Source organism: Ruegeria sp. CL5 (genome assembly GCF_056536485.1).
This window is the reverse complement of the sequence record NZ_JBQFPS010000003.1, coordinates 263,867-281,839: the sequence shown is the minus strand read 5'-3', so window position 1 is coordinate 281,839 and position 17,973 is coordinate 263,867. Positions and strand designations below refer to the sequence as shown.

At 54.4% G+C, this 17,973-nt stretch carries 14 protein-coding genes; 5 read left to right on the top strand and 9 right to left on the bottom strand.

What is annotated here, in order from left to right:
* Positions 1-2 precede the first annotated feature (2 nt).
* Positions 3-2,438 (bottom strand): GcvT family protein, encoded by a 2,436-nt coding sequence (locus ACR0IU_RS07380; RefSeq protein ID WP_480715794.1) that lies wholly within the window; start codon positions 2,436-2,438, stop codon positions 3-5.
* Here ACR0IU_RS07380 and ACR0IU_RS07375 point away from each other — a divergent pair.
* A complete protein-coding gene (locus tag ACR0IU_RS07375; RefSeq protein WP_480715793.1) occupies positions 2,437-2,754 on the top strand; it encodes a hypothetical protein in 318 nt (105 codons plus the stop codon). The two genes, ACR0IU_RS07380 and ACR0IU_RS07375, sit on opposite strands and share 2 nt — an antisense overlap.
* Before the next feature lie 125 nt (positions 2,755-2,879).
* On the opposite strand, the gene ACR0IU_RS07370 is transcribed toward ACR0IU_RS07375, so the two are convergent.
* Positions 2,880-3,854 carry a LysR family transcriptional regulator gene (locus ACR0IU_RS07370; protein WP_480715792.1) on the bottom strand — a complete coding sequence of 325 codons (975 nt, stop codon included), beginning with the start codon at positions 3,852-3,854 and terminating at the stop codon, positions 2,880-2,882.
* Between the two features lie 277 nt (positions 3,855-4,131).
* On the opposite strand from ACR0IU_RS07370, the gene ACR0IU_RS07365 reads away from it, so the two are divergent.
* Positions 4,132-5,820, top strand: coding sequence for a Na/Pi cotransporter family protein (locus ACR0IU_RS07365; RefSeq protein WP_480715791.1), 1,689 nt, complete (start codon positions 4,132-4,134; stop codon positions 5,818-5,820).
* A gap of 69 nt (positions 5,821-5,889) precedes the next feature.
* Here the strand turns inward: ACR0IU_RS07365 and ACR0IU_RS07360 are convergent, their stop codons facing one another.
* Positions 5,890-6,867, bottom strand: a complete 978-nt coding sequence (locus ACR0IU_RS07360; RefSeq protein WP_260026931.1) for a LysR family transcriptional regulator — start codon at positions 6,865-6,867, stop codon at positions 5,890-5,892.
* Between the two features lie 175 nt (positions 6,868-7,042).
* Between ACR0IU_RS07360 and ACR0IU_RS07355 the strand changes: the two genes are divergently transcribed.
* The 3 genes from ACR0IU_RS07355 (at position 7,043) to ACR0IU_RS07345 (ending at position 10,205) form a co-directional block, all read left to right on the top strand.
* Positions 7,043-8,038 carry a taurine ABC transporter substrate-binding protein gene (locus tag ACR0IU_RS07355; RefSeq protein WP_010441535.1) on the top strand — a complete coding sequence of 332 codons (996 nt, stop codon included), beginning with the start codon at positions 7,043-7,045 and terminating at the stop codon, positions 8,036-8,038.
* 98 nt (positions 8,039-8,136) lie between these two features.
* Positions 8,137-8,943 carry a taurine ABC transporter ATP-binding protein gene (locus tag ACR0IU_RS07350; RefSeq protein WP_010441534.1) on the top strand — a complete coding sequence of 269 codons (807 nt, stop codon included), beginning with the start codon at positions 8,137-8,139 and terminating at the stop codon, positions 8,941-8,943.
* The gene (locus tag ACR0IU_RS07345) at positions 8,940-10,205 is read left to right on the top strand and encodes an ABC transporter permease subunit (protein WP_170544074.1); all 1,266 of its coding nucleotides are present in this window, start codon (positions 8,940-8,942) and stop codon (positions 10,203-10,205) included. The genes ACR0IU_RS07350 and ACR0IU_RS07345 overlap by 4 nt, the downstream gene beginning before the upstream one ends.
* Before the next feature lie 615 nt (positions 10,206-10,820).
* On the opposite strand, the gene ACR0IU_RS07340 is transcribed toward ACR0IU_RS07345, so the two are convergent.
* The 6 genes from ACR0IU_RS07340 to ACR0IU_RS07315 all read right to left on the bottom strand — a co-directional run bounded on the left by ACR0IU_RS07340 (position 10,821) and on the right by ACR0IU_RS07315 (position 17,972).
* Complete coding sequence (locus ACR0IU_RS07340) at positions 10,821-11,747, bottom strand: carbohydrate kinase family protein (protein WP_480715790.1); 927 nt, start codon at positions 11,745-11,747, stop codon at positions 10,821-10,823.
* A 38-nt stretch (positions 11,748-11,785) separates the two neighbouring features.
* Entirely contained in the window at positions 11,786-13,642 is a 1,857-nt protein-coding gene (locus ACR0IU_RS07335; RefSeq protein ID WP_480715789.1) for a family 1 glycosylhydrolase, read from the bottom strand.
* Between the two features lie 67 nt (positions 13,643-13,709).
* The gene (locus ACR0IU_RS07330; RefSeq protein WP_480715788.1) at positions 13,710-15,623 is read right to left on the bottom strand and encodes a beta-galactosidase; all 1,914 of its coding nucleotides are present in this window, start codon (positions 15,621-15,623) and stop codon (positions 13,710-13,712) included.
* Positions 15,620-16,480, bottom strand: a complete 861-nt coding sequence (locus ACR0IU_RS07325) for an SMP-30/gluconolactonase/LRE family protein (protein ID WP_480715787.1) — start codon at positions 16,478-16,480, stop codon at positions 15,620-15,622. The genes ACR0IU_RS07330 and ACR0IU_RS07325 overlap by 4 nt, the downstream gene beginning before the upstream one ends.
* Positions 16,477-17,082, bottom strand: coding sequence for a 2-dehydro-3-deoxy-6-phosphogalactonate aldolase (locus ACR0IU_RS07320; protein WP_480715786.1), 606 nt, complete (start codon positions 17,080-17,082; stop codon positions 16,477-16,479). Before ACR0IU_RS07320 ends, ACR0IU_RS07325 begins: the two co-directional genes overlap by 4 nt.
* Positions 17,079-17,972 (bottom strand): 2-dehydro-3-deoxygalactonokinase, encoded by an 894-nt coding sequence (locus ACR0IU_RS07315; protein ID WP_480715785.1) that lies wholly within the window; start codon positions 17,970-17,972, stop codon positions 17,079-17,081. Before ACR0IU_RS07315 ends, ACR0IU_RS07320 begins: the two co-directional genes overlap by 4 nt.
* Position 17,973 lies beyond the last annotated feature (1 nt).

Here is a 17,973-nt window from a genome sequence, read left to right as displayed (position 1 = left end):
GATCAGCTACGCACGCGTGAGAGGTCTGGGTCATAGGGGGAAGGTGCAATCACCTCGGCACCGATCATTTCTCCGCACAGGTCAAGCTGCATTCGGCTGCCGGGTTCAGAAAATTCTGGATTCAAAAAGCCGTAAGCAAGGTTTAACCCTGTTCGGTGGCCCCAGTCACCTGACGTGATGGTACCAACAACCACGCCGTCCAACATCAGCGAGGCTCCACCATGGGCAGGTGCTTTGGTTGTATCGATTTTCAGGCTTACCAGTTTCTTCTGCGGACCGTTCTCAAGGCGTCTCTGCAACGCGTTTCGGCCAATGAAATCGCCTTTGGTCAGTTTCACGAACCGATCCAAACCGGTCTCAAACGGATCAAACTCTGTGAGCAGGTCGGCTTTCCAGTGCATGAATCCTTTCTCCATCCGCATGGACTCGACGGCGCGAGCACCAAAGAGTTTCATGCCATGTGTCTCACCCGCTTTTCTGAGCGCCAGATAGGCCGCATAAAGCGAGGCGTTAGGGACATGTATTTCGTAGGCCAGTTCCCCTGAGAAGCTGATATTCAACACAGTTGCTGGCGCGAACCCGACAAAGCACTCGCGAACAGACAGCCAGGGGAAGGCTTCTCGTGACCAATCTCCTCGTGCACAAGCGGACAGCACGTCGCGCGATTTGGGTCCGGCTAGCACCAGAATGGTCTGATCATTGGTGAGCGAGCGGATTTGCACGTCTTTGCCATCACGCAGATGCGCCTTCAGCCAGTCCATATCGTGATATTCGCTGGCGGCGGCGGACCCGTACCAGACCCGCGCCGGGCCGCGATCACTGGCGGGCAGGTTGGCGATTGTGGCCTCGGCTTTGACCATCCCGTGGTGGTTCAGCAAATAGCCAAGGCCGACCCGCCCGTCGCGTTTCGTTACCGTGCCGCACATCAACCGATCCAGAAACTCATGCCGATCGGTTCCGGTGATTTCCAGACGGTTGAAGCCGTTAACTTCGGCCAGTCCGACATTTTCCTGAAGGTTCTTGATTTCCCTTGCGACGACGTCAAACGTCTCATCAAAACTGAAACTCAGTGTTGGGTGAAAGTCAGAGGCTGGCTTGATGTAGTCGACCCGCTCCCAGCCGTTGACCACTGTAAATTCGGCCCCTTCTGCTGCGAAGATCGGGGTCAGCGGTGTGGTTTTGGCAGGGCGGCCGGCAGGCCGGTGTTCGTGAGGGAAATGAAAGCGGAATTCATTTTGGTAGTCCTCGATTGCTTTCAACGCGGTCAGCTCCACATTGGTGTGGCCGGTAAACCGGCGCGGATCAAGGCACCAAGTGTCATAACAGGCCTCGCCATGAACGATCTGTTGGGCCAGCAGCCAGCCATGGCCACCCCCTTCGCCCAGACCTGCGCGCAGGCCGATGATGCAGAAAGCGTTGCGCTTGCCGGGGATTGGCCCGACCAATGGCGCACCATCAATCGTGTAGGTGATCGGACCATTCACCACGGTGTGGATGCCGACCTCCATCAGTGCGGGCATCCGGGCAAACGCACCTTCCAGGACATCCGTCACGCGGTCCAGATCGTCAGGGCACAACGCGTTGACAAAATTCGGATCGATCCCCTCCATGCCCCAGGTTTTGCAATCCTGCTCATAGAAGCCGACCAGCAAACCGTTCTTTTCCTGACGGCAATAATAGTCACTGATCGGACAGCGGAGCAGGGGCATGCGATGACCTGCGTCGCGGATTGCCGCGATCTCTTCGGTCAGGAAATACTGATGCTCCATCGAGGCAACGGGGTGGTGTACACCCATCATCGCGCCCACTTCGTTGACCCGATAGCCGCAAGCGTTAACCACTATATCGCAATCAATATCGCCGTGCTCGGTGTGAACCGTCCAAGTATCGTCCTTGTGCTGCGTCAGCCCGGTGACCGGAGTGTTGCGATAAACCTCGGCCCCGGTTTTGCGCGCACGGCGTGCCAGAGCTTGGCACAGCTGTGCCGGATCGATGTCACCATCAAGCGGATCCCACAGCCCACCCAATAGGTTATCAGTCGAGATCAGCGGGTGGCGGCGGGCGCACTCCTTGGCATCTATGACCTCAAAATGCACATCCATTCCGCGCGCCATGGAAGCAAAGTGGCAATACCCCTGCATCTGCTCCGGCGTGTTGGCTAGCCTGATACCGCCGTCGCCATGATGGTAGTTGATCGGGTAGTCTGGATCCTCGGCCAATTCCTTGTACAGATTGATCGAGTGCGTTTTCAGTCCAACCATAGTCTGATTCATGCCAAAATTGGTCACCTGCGCAGCCGAATGCCAGGTTGTGCCGCTGGTTAGTTCGTTGCGTTCTACCAGTACTACGTCAGTCCAACCCTCTTGGGTCAGATGATACAGTGTCGAACACCCAGCGATACCGCCGCCAATGACAACAACCTTGGTACGCGATTTCATGGCATCACCCTCCGGCTCGTTTTTTTTGGGGATTAGCGCGATCTGCGGTGTGGATCACAAGCGCTGCGACCTTTTTGATCACAAAATCGGAAATAAAAAAGCAAAATATCGCAATAAACTGCATGTGATCAACATAAGTGACCAGCATTATGTTGAATCGCTCAACCTCATGCACCCCGAGGATCACATGGGCTTTTTCACTAACGATATGGTGCAGGGCATGAAGCGCATTTCCACCGCCAAGGGGCGAGATCGCCTCTTTCGTTCGCTCGCAGACCGGGGCGATCCATGGCATGGGCAGAGAACGGAACATTAAAGGCCCGATTGCGGGCACCCAGGGGCGTAAGAGATTTGCAGGCCATTCTCACCGCTTGCCTATCCGTCGATCAGGATGGGCATATCCGGGAACAAACTAATATCTCTAAAGAGCTAAGGTCGGTTTTATTCAATCAATTTGAAACTGTCTGCCAGCCAAGGGATCTCCGCGCACAGCGGGGCGATGATACGGTTGCTGATCAGTGATCGTGTTTTATCCTCCACCAATTCTACAACGGATCTGGAGCAATCTGGCGTCGTGACCAGCGCCAGAGTGCGCGCAAAGCTTTTACCTGGAAACGGGTGCATACGCAGGTCGGCTTGAAACCGTTTCGCCCGCGAATACAGCAGTGGGGTTGTAATGGTCCAACCAGCACCGGCTGACACCATCGACATCAGCGTCTGGTTATTGCTGCATTCAAATCTGTGAGAGGCTGATATCCCTATCCGCCGTAGTTGAGCTTCTATCTGACGCGCGATGTAAAGGTTGCTGGAAAACCTCAGGAACGGAAGTTTAGTGCGGCCTTTGACAATATCGCTCAAAGGCGCCTCGTTGGCCCTGTGCAATATGATGACAAATGGATCACTTAGAAGCGGACGATCTTGCAGATCACGTAACCTTTCGCTGGGTGTGGTGGATATTCCCAGGTCCAACTGTCGATCTCGCAACATCTCGATAATCGAATGACTGGAATCTGTGTGATACATGAAATTGCAGGCAGGCATGCTCGATGACAGGTAAACGGCCAGTTCCGGTATAATGTCGCTGTCAAAATCTTCGATGGTCCCCAATCGAAGATGGCTGGCTTCGGATACGCTTCCTGCCGACGCCTCAGCCTTTGCTATCCGGATCAACTGTAATGCATCGTCAATGTTTCGTAGAAAAGCCTTTCCTTTTGGGGTCAGAACCATTGGTCTGCGCGAGTGATTGAACAGTTCAATCCCCAGATGGTCTTCGAGATTACGCAGATGGTGCGACACTGTGCTGACAGTAAGACCTGTTTCTTTCGCCGCTGCTTGCAGCGATCCTTTTTGAGCACAAATCTGAAACAGTTCCAACCATTTGAGACTAAGATCTTTGGGGGCAGATTGGCGCGGCATTTTAAATCCTATAGATACAGGCATACCTGCGAATAATTAAGCGGTTCATGCAAACATTGATATCAAATTATCGAAATCTGGCACCCGTTTCTCAAATACCAAACGGTGATTTGAAAATCTGCAATGCGACTTGCAATTGGTCTGCCCTGCCAAATACATTTGTACTTCGACGCCAGTCGCTTGATGTCGTATCGCCACCATTGTTTGCCTCGTTTGTGCTTGAATTTCATAGAATTTGGACGTTAAACAGGCCGATGCAGCAGAAAGACCGCACCGCATGGCAATACTAGTATTTCTTACTCAACTGGCCGGAGCCACAATGCTCTTGCTGTTTGCGGTTCGAATGGTCCGAACAGGGATCGAGCGGAGTTACGGCGCCTCGTTCCAGCGTGTGCTGACACGAAACAACAGCATGATGGGTTCCAGCCTGACGGGGATGCTTTTGGCAGTTGTTCTACAGAGCTCGGCTGCTGTGGCGCTGTTGGCCTCAGGGTTCGCGGCGGGCGGATATTTGGCTTTTCCGGCGGGTCTGGCAATTGTTTTGGGAGGTGACCTTGGTTCCGCCCTTGTGATTCAGATACTGTCATTCCGTCTTGACTGGCTCGTACCGCTACTATTGGCCATCGGTGGTTGGTTATTTGTCAAAACCGAACGAAAGCGGCCACGTCAGATCGGTCGAATTCTGATGGGTGTCGCCTTTATTTTGATTTCTCTGCGGTTTTTGCGTGAAGCAATGGACCCGATCCGGGACAGCGCGTTCTTACCTGCGATTGCTGACTATCTCGTGCGCGATTATGTGACTGCATTCATTGTCGGAGGTGCGCTGGCCTTTGTCATGCACAGTTCAGTTGCGGCCATTTTGATGTGCGTCACGCTCGTCCAGATAGGTGCATTGCCGTTTTCTGCCGGATTGTCATTGGTGCTAGGCGCAAATTTGGGCAGCGCGCTCATACCAGTTTGGTTGACGCGTGGGATGGATATACGTGCCCGGCGCATTCCTTACGCAAATCTTGCGCTTCGCGGGGTCTGGGCCGTGCTATGCCTGTTTGCCGCGAACTTGGCTTTGCGCGCTGGGATGATCAGCAGCGACTATCAGGGACAGATGCTGGTCAATGCGCATTTGGCGTTCAATGCTTCGCTCCTGATCTTGTCTTTACCCTTCTGCGGAATGTTGCAGGCTCCGTTCATGCGGCTGCTACCGGATGAAAAACCAGTCGTAGAAGCCAACCCGCTCGCTCGGCCCGCAAGCGCCCTTGATCCACAAGTGGCGGGGTCTCCAACCCTGGCGATCTCGGCCCTCAAACGTGAGCTGGTTCGAATGGCTGATCTTGTGCAGTTGATGTTCAGCCCCTTGCTGGGGCTCTACCGATCTGGTGAACCCGAGCAGATCAAGGCAATTCAGGCTATAGATCAGGATGTTAACCAATGCTTGACAGATATCCGGGCATTTGTCGCAGCGTTGCCTGCGGACAAGATGGATTCGAAAAACTCTGATGCAGCCCGCGATATGCTGGAATATGCAGTCCGGTTGGAAACAGCAGGCGACGTTGTGGCAAAGCGCTTGACGGTGCTGGCCGGTGAATTGCGGGAAACAGGGAAGCAGTTTTCGCCAGAGGGATGGTCGGAAGTGCAACAGATGCACGAGAAAATACTGGCCAATCTGAAACTGGCGACAAACGTCATTATTTCGGAAGATCTGGAAAGTGCACGGCTTCTGAACTTGGAAAAGACTGAGATCAAGCGTGCCGAACGTGACAGCAGAAAACGTCATTTCCGCCGTTTGCAAAATGGCATGGCAGAAAGCTTCGAAACCAGCGATGTGCATCTCGAGACTTTGCGGGCGCTTCGAGAATTCAATAGTCATATCGCCGCTATTTCGACGCCGATCCTCTACTCCAGCGGTCAGTTGCTTGAGACTAGGTTGATCGAAGAATTGCCCCCCCGTGAGCAAGAGGCTGAAACCTAGCAGGCACATGACGGCTGCGACTTCTGCGGCGTTGAAACATCCGTCGGCTAAGCTCGTATGACGAGGCGATTACAATTCGGCCGGAGTGGGGATTGTTCGGAAATCATCTTCCAACCACTGGAACCGCGATATCATAGGTTCGGTGACGTGTTGACGGATCAGCTTTTGCAATACGTTGTGGATCAACCGGGTCGTCGATGACGGATATACATCCGTTGTAAATAACGACACGGTGCGGGCAAAACTTTTGCCGGGAAAAGGCATCGCCCGCGTGTTTTTGTGGAAGCGACGCGCACGATAGTAGCTGGCGGCGGTTGTGATGGTCCAACCACTGCCTCCTGCGACCAACCCGATAATGGATTGATTGCACTCAAGTTCGAAGCGGTTGGGTAAAATTATCTTGCTTCGCGTAAGCTGCATCTCAATAAGCTTGCCGATGGCGAGATCCCGCGAGTATCGCAGAAACGGCAGAGTACTATCCGGGTTTGCAAGGTCTTCAACCGGACCGTCAAAGGCGGGTGGAATAATCACGATGAAGGGATCACGAAGAAGAGGAAACTCTTTGAGCCCCTCGACATGGTAGGAAGGTCGAGTTGCGACTCCAGCATCCAAACCCTGCGATTGAAGCTTGTCGATGATCTCGTGGCTTTGGCGCGTAAAGTGGCGAAAGCTGCATCGCGGCAGCCGAGCCGAAAGAAGAGTAAACAAATCGGGCGCAACACGGCTGTCGAAATCATCTATCAAACCCAAACGCAAATCAGTTGCATGCTGCCAACTGCCCGAGCGCAGCTCAGCCTCTCCACGTTTCAGAGCCATCAGGCCTTCGTGGACATGTCGGGAGAACACTGTGCCAGCAGGCGTTAATCCCATCGGTCGGCGGCTGTGATCCACCAGTTCCACGTCCAGAGCCCGTTCAAGGCTGCGCAGATGATTTGAAACCGTGCTGATTGACAAACCGGTTTCAACAGACACCTTTTGGATCGACCCCAATTTCGAGACCAGTTGAAAGATTTCAAGCCATCTGAGGCTAAGTGATTTTTTGGTCACTGCAGGCCCTTCCAAAGAACTATTTATCAAAAGCGAAACAAAGTTACGGTTTTTTCGCAACATGTTTTTTGATTTACGAAATTGAACCTTACCGACTATGGTTTCTCTTACTGATCCGTAGTCGACCATCGGAAATGGTCGAACTGACGGAACCAGCAGGGAGAAAATAATCGAAATGATCAAAAAATATCTGCTTACAACGGCCTATGCCGGGATTGCCGCTGTAACCGCCTCACAAGCCGCAGCGCTTGATGAAATAACGGTTGCGTACTTTTTGGAATGGCCGATGCCGTTCCAGTATGCGAAAGCAAACGGGACCTATGAAGACGAGATGGGGGTCAAGATCAATTGGGTGTCCTTCGACACGGGCACTGCAATGTCTGCCGCCATGGCTTCAGGCGACGTTCAGATCGCGGTCAGCCAGGGTGTACCGCCTTTTGTCGTAGCCACGTCTGCCGGTCAGGATCTGCAGGCCGTGGATGTCGCGGTAAGCTATTCGGACAATGACAATTGTGTCGTCGCTGAAGCGCTTGAAATCGACAAGACAAATGCAGGTGAGCTGAATGGCAAGAAGGTTGGCGTTCCGATTGGGACCGCCGCGCATTATGGCTTCTTGTCACAGATGGACCATTTTGGCGTCGATCTAAGCTCGCTGGAAATTGTCGATATGGCTCCTGCCGATGGGGCAGCCGCCTTTGCGCAAGGCAACCTGGACATGGTATGCGGCTGGGGTGGTGCGCTGCGGCGCATGACCGAGCACGGCAATATCTTGCTGACTGGTGCTGAGAAGGAAGAGCTTGGCATTCTTGTTTTCGATGTGACCAGTGCTCCGTCTTCCTTCATCGAAGAAGAACCGGAACTGCTCTCGAAGTTTCTCAAAGTGACCGCAGACGCCAATGCGCAATGGGCCGCTGGGGACAACAAGGATGATATGTTGGCAGTCATCGCCAAGGATGCAGGTATGGATCCAAGCGATGCTGCAGCAACGATCGCTACATTCAGTTTCCCGACAGCCGAAGAGCAATTGTCGGACAAATGGCTTGGTGGTGGTGCTCAAGACTTTATGAAGGGCGTCGCAAACGTCTTTGTATCAGCGGGTAGCATCGATTCCGCGCTGGATTCCTATGAAGGTGCTGTGAATGCAGATCCGCTGAGCTCAGCCTCAAACTGAGATCGGGACGAACATTCGACAACTAAAATAATGCAGATCGCTGGGGACTGGTCCGGTTGCGGGCCGGTCCCCAGATGCAACAGCAGGAAGGAAACAGAATGCCTGAATTGGACATCGTAGACCTGTCCATGCGTTTTGACTTGCCTAACGGTACTTCAGTGCAGGCGCTCCAGGACGTATCGCTTAGTCTGAAAGAAGGTGAACTGGTCTCGGTTCTTGGCCCATCAGGATGCGGCAAGACAACTTTGCTGAACATTGTTGCGGGCTTTCTTGCACCGACCTCAGGGCGCATTGAGCTGAATGGGCATTTGGTCAAAGGTCCGGATGCGGAACGCGGAATGGTGTTTCAAAAAGGCGCCCTATTCGAGTGGATGAACGTGCGCGAGAATGTGGATTTTGGGCCACGTATGAAGGGCATGCCAAAAGCGGAACGAGACAAGATATCGGATCATTTGCTTGAGGTCGTGGGCCTACAGGATTTCAAGGAAAAGGCTGTTTACGAATTGTCTGGGGGTATGCAGCAGCGTGTCGCACTGGCGCGATGCCTGGCAAACGAGCCCGATGTGATCCTGATGGATGAACCGCTTGGTGCTTTGGACGCGTTGACACGTGAAAAAATGCAGGGCCTGGTTCTGAAGCTATGGAAAGAAACTGGTAAGACAATCATTCTGATCACCCACTCGGTGGAAGAAGCCCTGTTGCTGGGTGAGCGATTGATCGTCATGGCCCCGCGCCCTGGACGAATTCACAAGGAATATAATCTGCCATTTGCCGAGCGAGGTGTGAACGCTGACCTTCGTGACGTGAAAAAGTCCGAGGGCTTTGCGGAAACGCGCGACGAAATCCTTTCGATGATTTGGGAAATGGAAGAGGAAATCATGGGCCGGACGGAGCAAGCATCATGATGGTACTTCTTTTTTATATCGGCCTGTTCGGCGGCGCATTTCTGATCGTGCATCTGCTGCGCAGGGGTTTGCAAAGCCGTCAGGACTTTACGAGCCTCAAAACTGTGACGTTTGGCGATGAAAGTGCTGTACGCGCAGACCGGGCAGCGTCGATTATCTCGATCCTTGTGATCTTTGTGATTTGGGCCGCGTTTACCGGTTCAAAACTGCTGCCCATCCATGTCCCTGGCCCCTTTGTCGGGGATTTGCAGTTTACGTACACAGTCGAAGACGCAAACGGCAACACAGATGATGCCACGATCTATGTAAAGGTTCCCCCTTTTGGAGAGGAGGCGGAGGGCTTTGAAGTTGAGCCTGGTGACGGCTTTGCCAAGGATGTCGCCTTTGTCGCGCCCAGCGGTCGTTCCTCAACCATCTTGTTCGACAAAAATGATGAGGTGAAGCGCAAAGATGGCGCGAAGATCATCGCCATCAATGGCACGGCGATTGGCGAGGATGGTTCTGTTAGCGTGGGCGATGGCACAGTATCACTGACCGGAAAAGGTGCGATCAGCTTCACTCCGGCGCAGGGTATGCAGATGAACCCGATCTGGTTGCCGGCACCCGAAACTGTTGTCGCGCGCTTCTTCGAGATAGCCAGCGAAGGCTATCAGAACTTCTCGCTTTGGCAGCATCTTGGTTGGTCGTTGTTGCGGGTTATCGCGGGCTTTGTCGCCGGAGCGCTCATAGGCATTCCGCTCGGATACGCCATGGGATTGTCTGGCTGGTTCCGGGGCTGGTTTGACCCAATCGTAGAGTTCATGCGCCCTGTGCCGCCATTGGCGCTGATCCCGTTGGTCATCATCTGGTTTGGCATCTGGGAGACCGGCAAGATCGTCCTGCTGTTCCTAGCGGCGCTTTGGATCATGACTATTGCTGCACGTGCAGGTGTGTCTGGTGTGAACATCTCAAAAATCCACGCGGCATACTCGCTGGGGGCGTCGAAGTGGCAGATCATGCGCCATGTGATTGTACCCAACTCGTTGCCCGAGATATTCACCGGCGCACGCGTCGCCATGGGTGTATGCTGGGGTACTGTTGTGGCGGCCGAACTTGTCGCGGCACAGAAAGGGGCTGGTATGATGATCATCGCGGCCTCGAAATTCCAGCTGACGGATATTGTCATCATGGGCATCGTGCTTATCGGCATCATTGGCTATGGCATCGATATCCTGATGCGCAAGGCTGAAAACTGGCTGGTTCCGTGGAAAGGCCGGAGCTGACCTTCATCACCGAAGTCAGCTTTTGCTGAATTAACAATTAAGCTGCCTCCGAATAATATTGGGGGCAGCTCTTTATTTGAAGCTAGTCTCTTGCCTCGTGTTGGTTGGCAGCAAAGCACTTCTTTGTTTCCATATCCAAAGAAAGTCCGATGTTAGATAGCGTGAGGATCTAGCTGCGCGCTCTCAGGGGAGTAAAATGTGGCAAGCACTTCATGGCGTATTGCGATATCGGTGTCGGGATATTGGCGGACGCCGATGCACGGTTTCTGGATGGTCTGATCTCAAGGCTGAAGAGAGTCTTGACCAATTGGTTAACGGGTGAGGCCGCACCAATCATACTTGGCTGGATCATGTTGGTGCTCTGTCGCTTCGGCTGATCAGGTTCTCAGCGTCGCCAGCGTGCCTGCGGGCACAATCTGTCTCATTTCATATAGCTCAAATCTTGCGACAAGATATTTGTAGAGGAACTAAGTTGATCCGCAGATAGCTATCTGCTTGGGCAAGACCTGACCGTGTTGCAGCCAAACTGCCAAATTCACTGCGTTTGAAGGGGCATAATATTCGCTGAAGGGTGACCTCAAGATGTTTTCCATCACTTCCGGCGTCTGTCCAAAATCAGAGGTCCTGCGCCCAGGGTGGGTTTGCCCCGGCGCGCGATACGGTCACCGCGGCAACTTTTGCCCCAAACTCCAGTGCGTCGCGTAAACTGTTTGACGGCAAGGCGCGCAGGGATGACTTATCTAATTGATCCGCGTGACTTAGTGCGGCCAGAACGCCCGCATTGAATGTATCTCCGGCACCGACGGTATCGACGACTTTAACCTTCTGAACTGGTACCGAGACCTCAGTTCCATCCGCTAGATAGCCGGATGCACCGTCGCCCCCTTTGGTCACGATCACGACAGCAGGACCTGCTTGTAGCAGCAGTGGGACTTTCTCGGCATGGCTTTCGGGACCGGGGATAATCCAATCAAGATCCTCGTCTGATACCTTAATTATGTCAGTCTTGGCTATCATGTGGTTCAGCCGGGTCCGGTATCGGGTCTGATTTTTAATGAACCCCGGGCGAATGTTCGGGTCCAGCATTACCGCACGCTCTGCGCCATGGCGTTCAAGCAAGGCAGCGTAGGCATCGGCGCAGGGTTCGCAGGCCAAGCTGATCCCACCAAAATACAATGCCGAGATGCCCGGTAGTTTATCGGGCATATCTTCTGGCCTCAGCATTCGCCCAGCAGAATTCTCATCAACAAAACTGTAGGTGGCATGCCCGTCTTTCAACTGCACAAAAGCCAGCGTCGTTGGACGATCCGAGCGAACAGCATGTGTAGTTGTGACGTGGCTGATTTGTAGGGCGGCTATTAGTTGTTCCCCGAACATATCCGTTGACAAACCTGTCAATAGACCCGTCGAGACACCCAAGCGCCCCAACGCGACCGCGGTATTGAAGATGGCTCCGCCGGAGTGAGGAACAAAACCCTTTGCACCCGAAACCGTTGGTTCTGCGATCATGTCGATCAGAGCTTCTCCGCAGCACAGGATCATCCTGCAGTCCTTCGTTGTTCAGAAAAGGCGTGGTTAGTTTAACGTGCGAGCGCATTCTTACAGAAATTGTTAGCGCCAACAATGCCAAATTCATCCTGTTCCGAAACATACAAGTTCATCGCTTTACGCAAATCATCGAAACGTCCGCCAGCGTTGAATGCACGTAGAAAATCCTGACCGAACAACCAACGGTTCTTTTCAGCCACCCCTCCAACTAGAAACACTCCACCTGTAGGCGTCAGGGCGACGGCAAGGTCTCCCATAAGTGCACCCAGATGTTCAGTAAACATACGAGCGGCTTTTACCGCGCAGGCATCAGAGCCATCTTGCGCATCCTGAAGAATGTCTTTTGCCGAACGCATGGTGACATTGAGCTGACCCTCAGTCATCCCAATCGCCTGATAAAGCACCGGCAGCCCGGTGCCGCTTAGAAACATCTCGGCTTCGATGGCCAGCGTATCACTGAAGAAACACTCTGGTACGATCTGACGTGCGGCGTTAAAAACCTCGACCTCATCCAGATGGCGCGGCGATAGACCCATATGGCCCCCCTCGCCAGACACAGTGTGAAAATGACCCTCGGAATAGAGCAGGGCGCCTACGCCCAATCCTGTCCCCGGCCCGACGACCAAGCGCGTCCCTAGAGGCGGTGATGCCTCACCCTGCAGAACTTCGACATCATTCTGGGTAATTTCGGCAACTGACCAAGCAGCTGCTGTGAAATCGTTTATGACATAGGTGTGATGCGCGCCTGTGGCTTTGGCCAGAGCGCCCTCGGAGAGATCGAGATTGGCGTTGGTCAGACGAATTGTGCCATTCTTAACGGGTCCTGCACCTGCGGCGACAACCGCGCGCGGCTGGGTGCCAATTTCGTCACATAATTCATGAAGCGCCTCCTGCAGATCGCTGACGGTCCCGGTGGGGTGCTTGCGCAGATCAGTCAGTTCCCCCTCAGTCACGACGCCAAGTCTTGTATTGGTGCCACCGATATCGGCAACAAGGTTCCAATGCGCGTGCAGCCCTCCTTTGGGGCGAACCCATGGCGCAGGTTGGCTGCCAACATTCAGGAGTAGCTGAAGCGCATCGGCTGTGCTGCTACTCTCGTATTCAAAGAAAGCCCCTTGAATCAAGCTGCCCTGTTTCAGAGCGATGTGTATCGCATCCAATCCATGGGTCAGGTCTGAAGCATCATTCGAAGCCACATTGATGAAAACCGGCAATGGCTTTTTGTGTTCAGGAATTATGTTCAGTACGGTGTCAACATCGACGTCCTGACTAACTGTCACGCTGAGCCAGTCAATCGGTTCTGCGATGGTCGCTAAATCATCTGACCAGTTGTCAGGAAGGTAGTCCTTCAATCGATCCAGCAGACCCTCGGGGTACTTCGCGTTCAGAATTGAAGCGAGCGAGACTGGTTCAAGCTCTCCGCCTAGGTTGGTCAAACCATAGCTGCGCATTTCTTGACGAGCAGCGCCTTGAGCAAGCAGTTGATGGTGCAGGCTGCGCGCTTCGATGCGTGGGCTACCTTGGTTTTTTGTAATCAGGCACGAGGTTGAGACCTTGAATAGGCGATCGCCCATCCGCGCCACGATTGTTTCAGCGAAATCCGAGAAATATGCGGCTATTTCTCGATTGCACCAGCCGCCAATGTCTTCCAGTGCTGGGGGTACCTCTGAATGATCTAGCACCACACATGGCCGGAAGTTCAGAGACAGAATTTGATCGATCCGCTGTTCGCACCGATCCAACGCATCAGTATCAGGTGTGCGACCATCTGGCAGGATATCAATCCAACGGATCGGCATGCGGTACATATCCAACCCTGTGACTATTTCAGCAGAGGCATTCGCCCCAAATAGGAAGCCATCGGGAAAGTCTGAACGGGTGTATTTCATTGTCGCAACCTGTTGGAGCCATGACCTGCGTCATGCCCTGTATCAGGTTATGTTAGCGGTATCTATATTAACGTTGATATGAGGCGTGTTTCCTGAACATGACATCACAACCTTGGATCTGAAGGCCGTTCCACGAAACTGGATGCGCATTGTAATTGATAAATGCCTCATGCGACTGCGTCTCGCGCCGTCGTAGTCCCGGTGGCATTGGGTGGAGCATAAGATTGGTTTCCTGAGCAGCCATCTTAATGACCCGATCCCAAAGCAACACATCCGGGAATCCGGCCAGATACCAAAGCCCCGCTTCGCCATGGAGAGCTGGCGTGCCATCGGCAAAGGTCAGCAGGGTCTTGGCTCCACCCGACAAACGTTCAACCCAATGTTCCGACTTGCCACCCCCGTCGACGGTGCGGACCACGCTGGGTGGTAGCGTTTCGATCAGGTCGACATGAGTATCAAGATAGTCAAGGCCGGGACGCCCTTCGCGAGGGATTTGAAAGTCTTCCGTGATTGCTCCGCTACGTGGACCCAGAATGGCCAGATCACAACCCTGTATCAGCCGCTGTTCCAGATCGCCCAGCACAGCTACACCCGGTGCGAGGATCAGGTTGTAGTGCCTTTCGCCGACCATAGACGGAGAAAGAAAGTCTACTGACAATCCGGCGCGTCGCAATGCGCGATAGGCTGAGAACACCAACTTGAAATAGTCGAACCCGGCACCTTGAGGCTGCGTGGCCCATGCCCAGTCCGACGCATAGTCGAACACAATCGCTACAGGCGCGCGTGCCGGATGGATCTCGTCCAGTTCGGCCAGATCGATGGCAGTTTGGCGCGCCTCGGCCAATCCGGATGCGTCGTGGCCGTTTGGGGCCAACAGGCCAGCATGCATCTGTTCCTGACCGAACGGTGCTTGTCGCCAGCGGAAGTAGCTAACAACTTCGGCCCCGTGTGCGACAGCTTCAAGCGACCACAGGCGCACCATGCCGGGCAGGGGGGCTGGGTTGTATGGGGCCCAATTTACCGGCCCCGGTTGTTGCTCCATCACCCACCAGCGGCCATGACCGACAGCGCGGTAGAGGTCGTGGTGAAAGGCCTGCATGTCGGGATCGCCCTGCTTCAGAAACGCGGTTTTGTGCGCCTCATCCGCTTCCAGACGATCCGAAAGGAAGCCAATCGGATAGCTGTCCCATGTGGCGATATCGAGATCATTCCCGACATCGAAATGATCGAATTCCAGCACGCGGCCCATATAGTTGTGCAGCAATGGTGCATCCGTCAGCGGGCGTAGCGCGTCGACCTGGGCCTTGTTGAACGCCACCACCTGATCCGAACTGAACCTGCGAAATGCCAGTACATGCGCTGGGTTGGGCTCGGTCACGGTTTGGTTCGGCAACTCGATCTGATCGAAGCTATTATACTCCATCGACCAGAACACATTGCCCCATGCTGTGTTCAGTGCCTCGATCGAGCTGTAGCGGTCCGCGAGCCAGCGGCGAAACGCTTTCAAAGCGGCGTCGCTGTAGCTGATTGTCGTATCGTGACAGCCATACTCGTTGTCGATCTGCCACGCCGCGATATGCGGGTTGCGGCCATAACGCTGACCTATAATCTGCGCGATCCGCGTGCATTCGTTGATATAGCCGGCATGACTAAAACAATAGTGTCGGCGCGAACCAAATTTGCGCGGATCGTCATTGGCGTCCATGGCCAGCATGTCGGGATACTTATCCAGCATCCAACGTGGCGGAGTTGCCGTCGGTGTGCCCAGCACAATCTTCAAGCCCGCAGCGCCCAGGGTTTCAATCGCGCGATCCAACCAGCCAAACTGTAGATCGCCCGGAGTGGGCTCCATCCGGCTCCAAGCAAATTCTCCGATCCTGACCCAGGTCAGGCCGGTCTCGATCATGCGTGCCGCGTCTTTGGCCCAATTCTCTTCGGGCCAGTGTTCAGGGTAATAGCAGACGCCAAGTTCTGGCTTCATATGATAACTCTGTGCTCCGCTTGACCTTCGCCAACATTTGCGGCGGCGAGGGTCATGCCGTTTGCTGGTGTTTTTGTCAGTGTGTCGGCTTCAAGCCCTTGTCGGGCGGAGGTGCAAAACAACGTTGTCAGATCGTTGCCACCAAAACTCGGGCACGACGTGTGTTTGGCGTTGAAATGGACTGATTTCAAGAATTGACCGGCTGGCGTATAGGCCGCGACCCGGCTTGCACCCCATTGAGCGATCCAGATATTGCCGGTGCTGTCGACAACAGCCCCATCCGGGTCCAAGCCGTCGCTTTGCAGGTCAAGGAACACGGCGGCTTCGCCCATGGGCCAGCCAGTCTCCGCATCCAGTTCCCAGCGCATGACCTGTTTGGTCAAAGTATCGCTGTAATAGGCACAGGCGCGGTCAGGCGCGAAACAGATCGCGTTCGAAATCGTCACATCCCGAACCAATGGCCTTAGCTCACCTTTCCAATACCGGTAAATCGATCCGGCGCCTGTTTCAGCATTCTTGCCCATGGTGCCAATCCAGAACCCGCCCCAAGGATCGGCGCGGCCGTCATTAGATCGAGTCACCAGGTTGTCGGCCTCAATCGGAACAATCAAATCCTTGGCGTGGCTACCCAGCTCAAATCGCCACAGACCTGTCTCTGATGCGATCAGCAGGGTTTCGTTGTCGACCCAACCAGCGGCGGAGACATGTTCTTCAAATTCCCAGACCCGAGCTTGGTCGCCTTCTCTGGACATCAGGCGATTGCTAAGAATGTCAAACCAGAAAAGCTGTTTTCGCTCCGGGTGCCACAATGGTCCTTCACCCAATTCGCAGGGGCGATCATCGTAAACGTGGCTCATTTCGTTGACTCGTCATAGGCTGCCACGATCTGCTGGGCGTGGTCTGATACTTCAGCAACAGACATGCCAGGCTTGTAAAGCGCTGAGCCAATCCCGAAGCCATCGGCACTGGCCTTGATCCATTGATCAAAATTCTCTGGGCCCGCGCCACCGACGGCATATACCTGCGTGCCAGGTGGTAGTATGGCCCGCATTGCGGCCAAGCCTGAGGGGCCTGCCATCGACCCGGGGAACAATTTCAACCCAGTTGCTCCAGCTTGTAGGGCCGTGAAAGCTTCGGTCGTGGTGAAAACGCCTGGCCAGCTTTGCAATTCAAGTGCAATAGCACGTTGGACTACCGATACATCGCAATTCGGTGAAACGATAAGTTTGCCGCCAGCGTCCGCTACCGCATCAACCTGATCAGGGGTAAGCACAGTTCCTGCGCCAATAAGTGCCCGATCACCGATATCCGAGGCTAGGATACGGATGCTTTCCAGAGGATCGGGTGAATTCAGCGGTACTTCGATCCGGTCAATACCCGCTTGCACCAACGCGTGCCCGACAGGCCCCGCCTCATCAGGTGTCAGCCCGCGCAAGATGGCGATTATGGGACGGCTCATGCGGTTTGCCTCGTGAGTGTGCGGGCCTGTGCCAGCCCCGCAAGTGTTGTCGCGGTTGCGTCAACGGTTTCGACCAATGCGCCTTGTTGCTGTAGTGCGGTGGCGTAGGCCTTGGTTAGACTTTCCGAGCCGATGACTGCCAATTGCTGACCCAGCCAATAGGGCCGCGATGCGGCAAGCTCTGCTCCTATCAGGAAGCCCGAAAGACTGGCGTGCGCGATGTTCTTATTCTGACCATGCAGCAAGTCAGCCGCCCGTAATCCAAAGAGTCGCGCAGCAAGCTGTTCAGGTTTCGATAGCGTATCCGCCACTGCGTCAATGAAGCTTGCTTCGTCCCATCCATCATCAATTGAATGCCGAAGAACGGACTGCCCGCACAGCAGATCAAACATCTCACCGGTCATAAAGGTTCGGAAACTGACGACTTCACCAGCACTGATCTGGGCCCATTTTGTATGCGTGCCGGGCAGGCAAATCACACCGTCCCAATTCTGATGCGCACTGAGGAACCCTGCGATCTGAGTCTCTTCACCGCGCATCACATCGGGGGGGCTGTTCTGCTTTAGTCCCGGAACTACGAAGGCCCGAATACGCGGATCGGTGTTTGGAACGCGGAAGGGTACGACCGGGATTGGCTCGGACGGCACGGCGGAATAGGGCGCCTCGACCCAGCCCTGCCGCGCACCAACCATTCCGCAGGCGATCACGTCTACTGGCTTCTCAGGCAGCCAGTCTTTGATCAGAGCCAACAGGGCTGCCTGAAAATCTCCCCCAGCCGTGCGCGACATACCATCCTGCGAAACCGCCTGAGCGATCACTCTTTCTCCCTGCATGGCCCAAACGCGCAGATGAGAGGTACCCCAGTCAACAGCGATCCACTCAACATTCATA

Excerpts from the sequence above, each read along its gene's own strand:
- ACR0IU_RS07375 (WP_480715793.1), top strand. The coding sequence starts at position 2,437 with ATGGCATCACCCTCCGGCTCGTTTTTTTTGGGGATTAGCGCGATCTGC.
- ACR0IU_RS07380 (WP_480715794.1), bottom strand. The coding sequence starts at position 2,438 with ATGAAATCGCGTACCAAGGTTGTTGTCATTGGCGGCGGTATCGCTGGG.
- ACR0IU_RS07370 (WP_480715792.1), bottom strand. The coding sequence starts at position 3,854 with ATGCCGCGCCAATCTGCCCCCAAAGATCTTAGTCTCAAATGGTTGGAA.
- ACR0IU_RS07365 (WP_480715791.1), top strand. The coding sequence starts at position 4,132 with ATGGCAATACTAGTATTTCTTACTCAACTGGCCGGAGCCACAATGCTC.
- ACR0IU_RS07355 (WP_010441535.1), top strand. The coding sequence starts at position 7,043 with ATGATCAAAAAATATCTGCTTACAACGGCCTATGCCGGGATTGCCGCT.
- ACR0IU_RS07350 (WP_010441534.1), top strand. The coding sequence starts at position 8,137 with ATGCCTGAATTGGACATCGTAGACCTGTCCATGCGTTTTGACTTGCCT.
- ACR0IU_RS07345 (WP_170544074.1), top strand. The coding sequence starts at position 8,940 with ATGATGGTACTTCTTTTTTATATCGGCCTGTTCGGCGGCGCATTTCTG.
- ACR0IU_RS07340 (WP_480715790.1), bottom strand. The coding sequence starts at position 11,747 with ATGATCCTGTGCTGCGGAGAAGCTCTGATCGACATGATCGCAGAACCA.
- ACR0IU_RS07335 (WP_480715789.1), bottom strand. The coding sequence starts at position 13,642 with ATGAAATACACCCGTTCAGACTTTCCCGATGGCTTCCTATTTGGGGCG.
- ACR0IU_RS07330 (WP_480715788.1), bottom strand. The coding sequence starts at position 15,623 with ATGAAGCCAGAACTTGGCGTCTGCTATTACCCTGAACACTGGCCCGAA.
- ACR0IU_RS07325 (WP_480715787.1), bottom strand. The coding sequence starts at position 16,480 with ATGAGCCACGTTTACGATGATCGCCCCTGCGAATTGGGTGAAGGACCA.
- ACR0IU_RS07320 (WP_480715786.1), bottom strand. The coding sequence starts at position 17,082 with ATGAGCCGTCCCATAATCGCCATCTTGCGCGGGCTGACACCTGATGAG.
- ACR0IU_RS07315 (WP_480715785.1), bottom strand. The coding sequence starts at position 17,972 with ATGAATGTTGAGTGGATCGCTGTTGACTGGGGTACCTCTCATCTGCGC.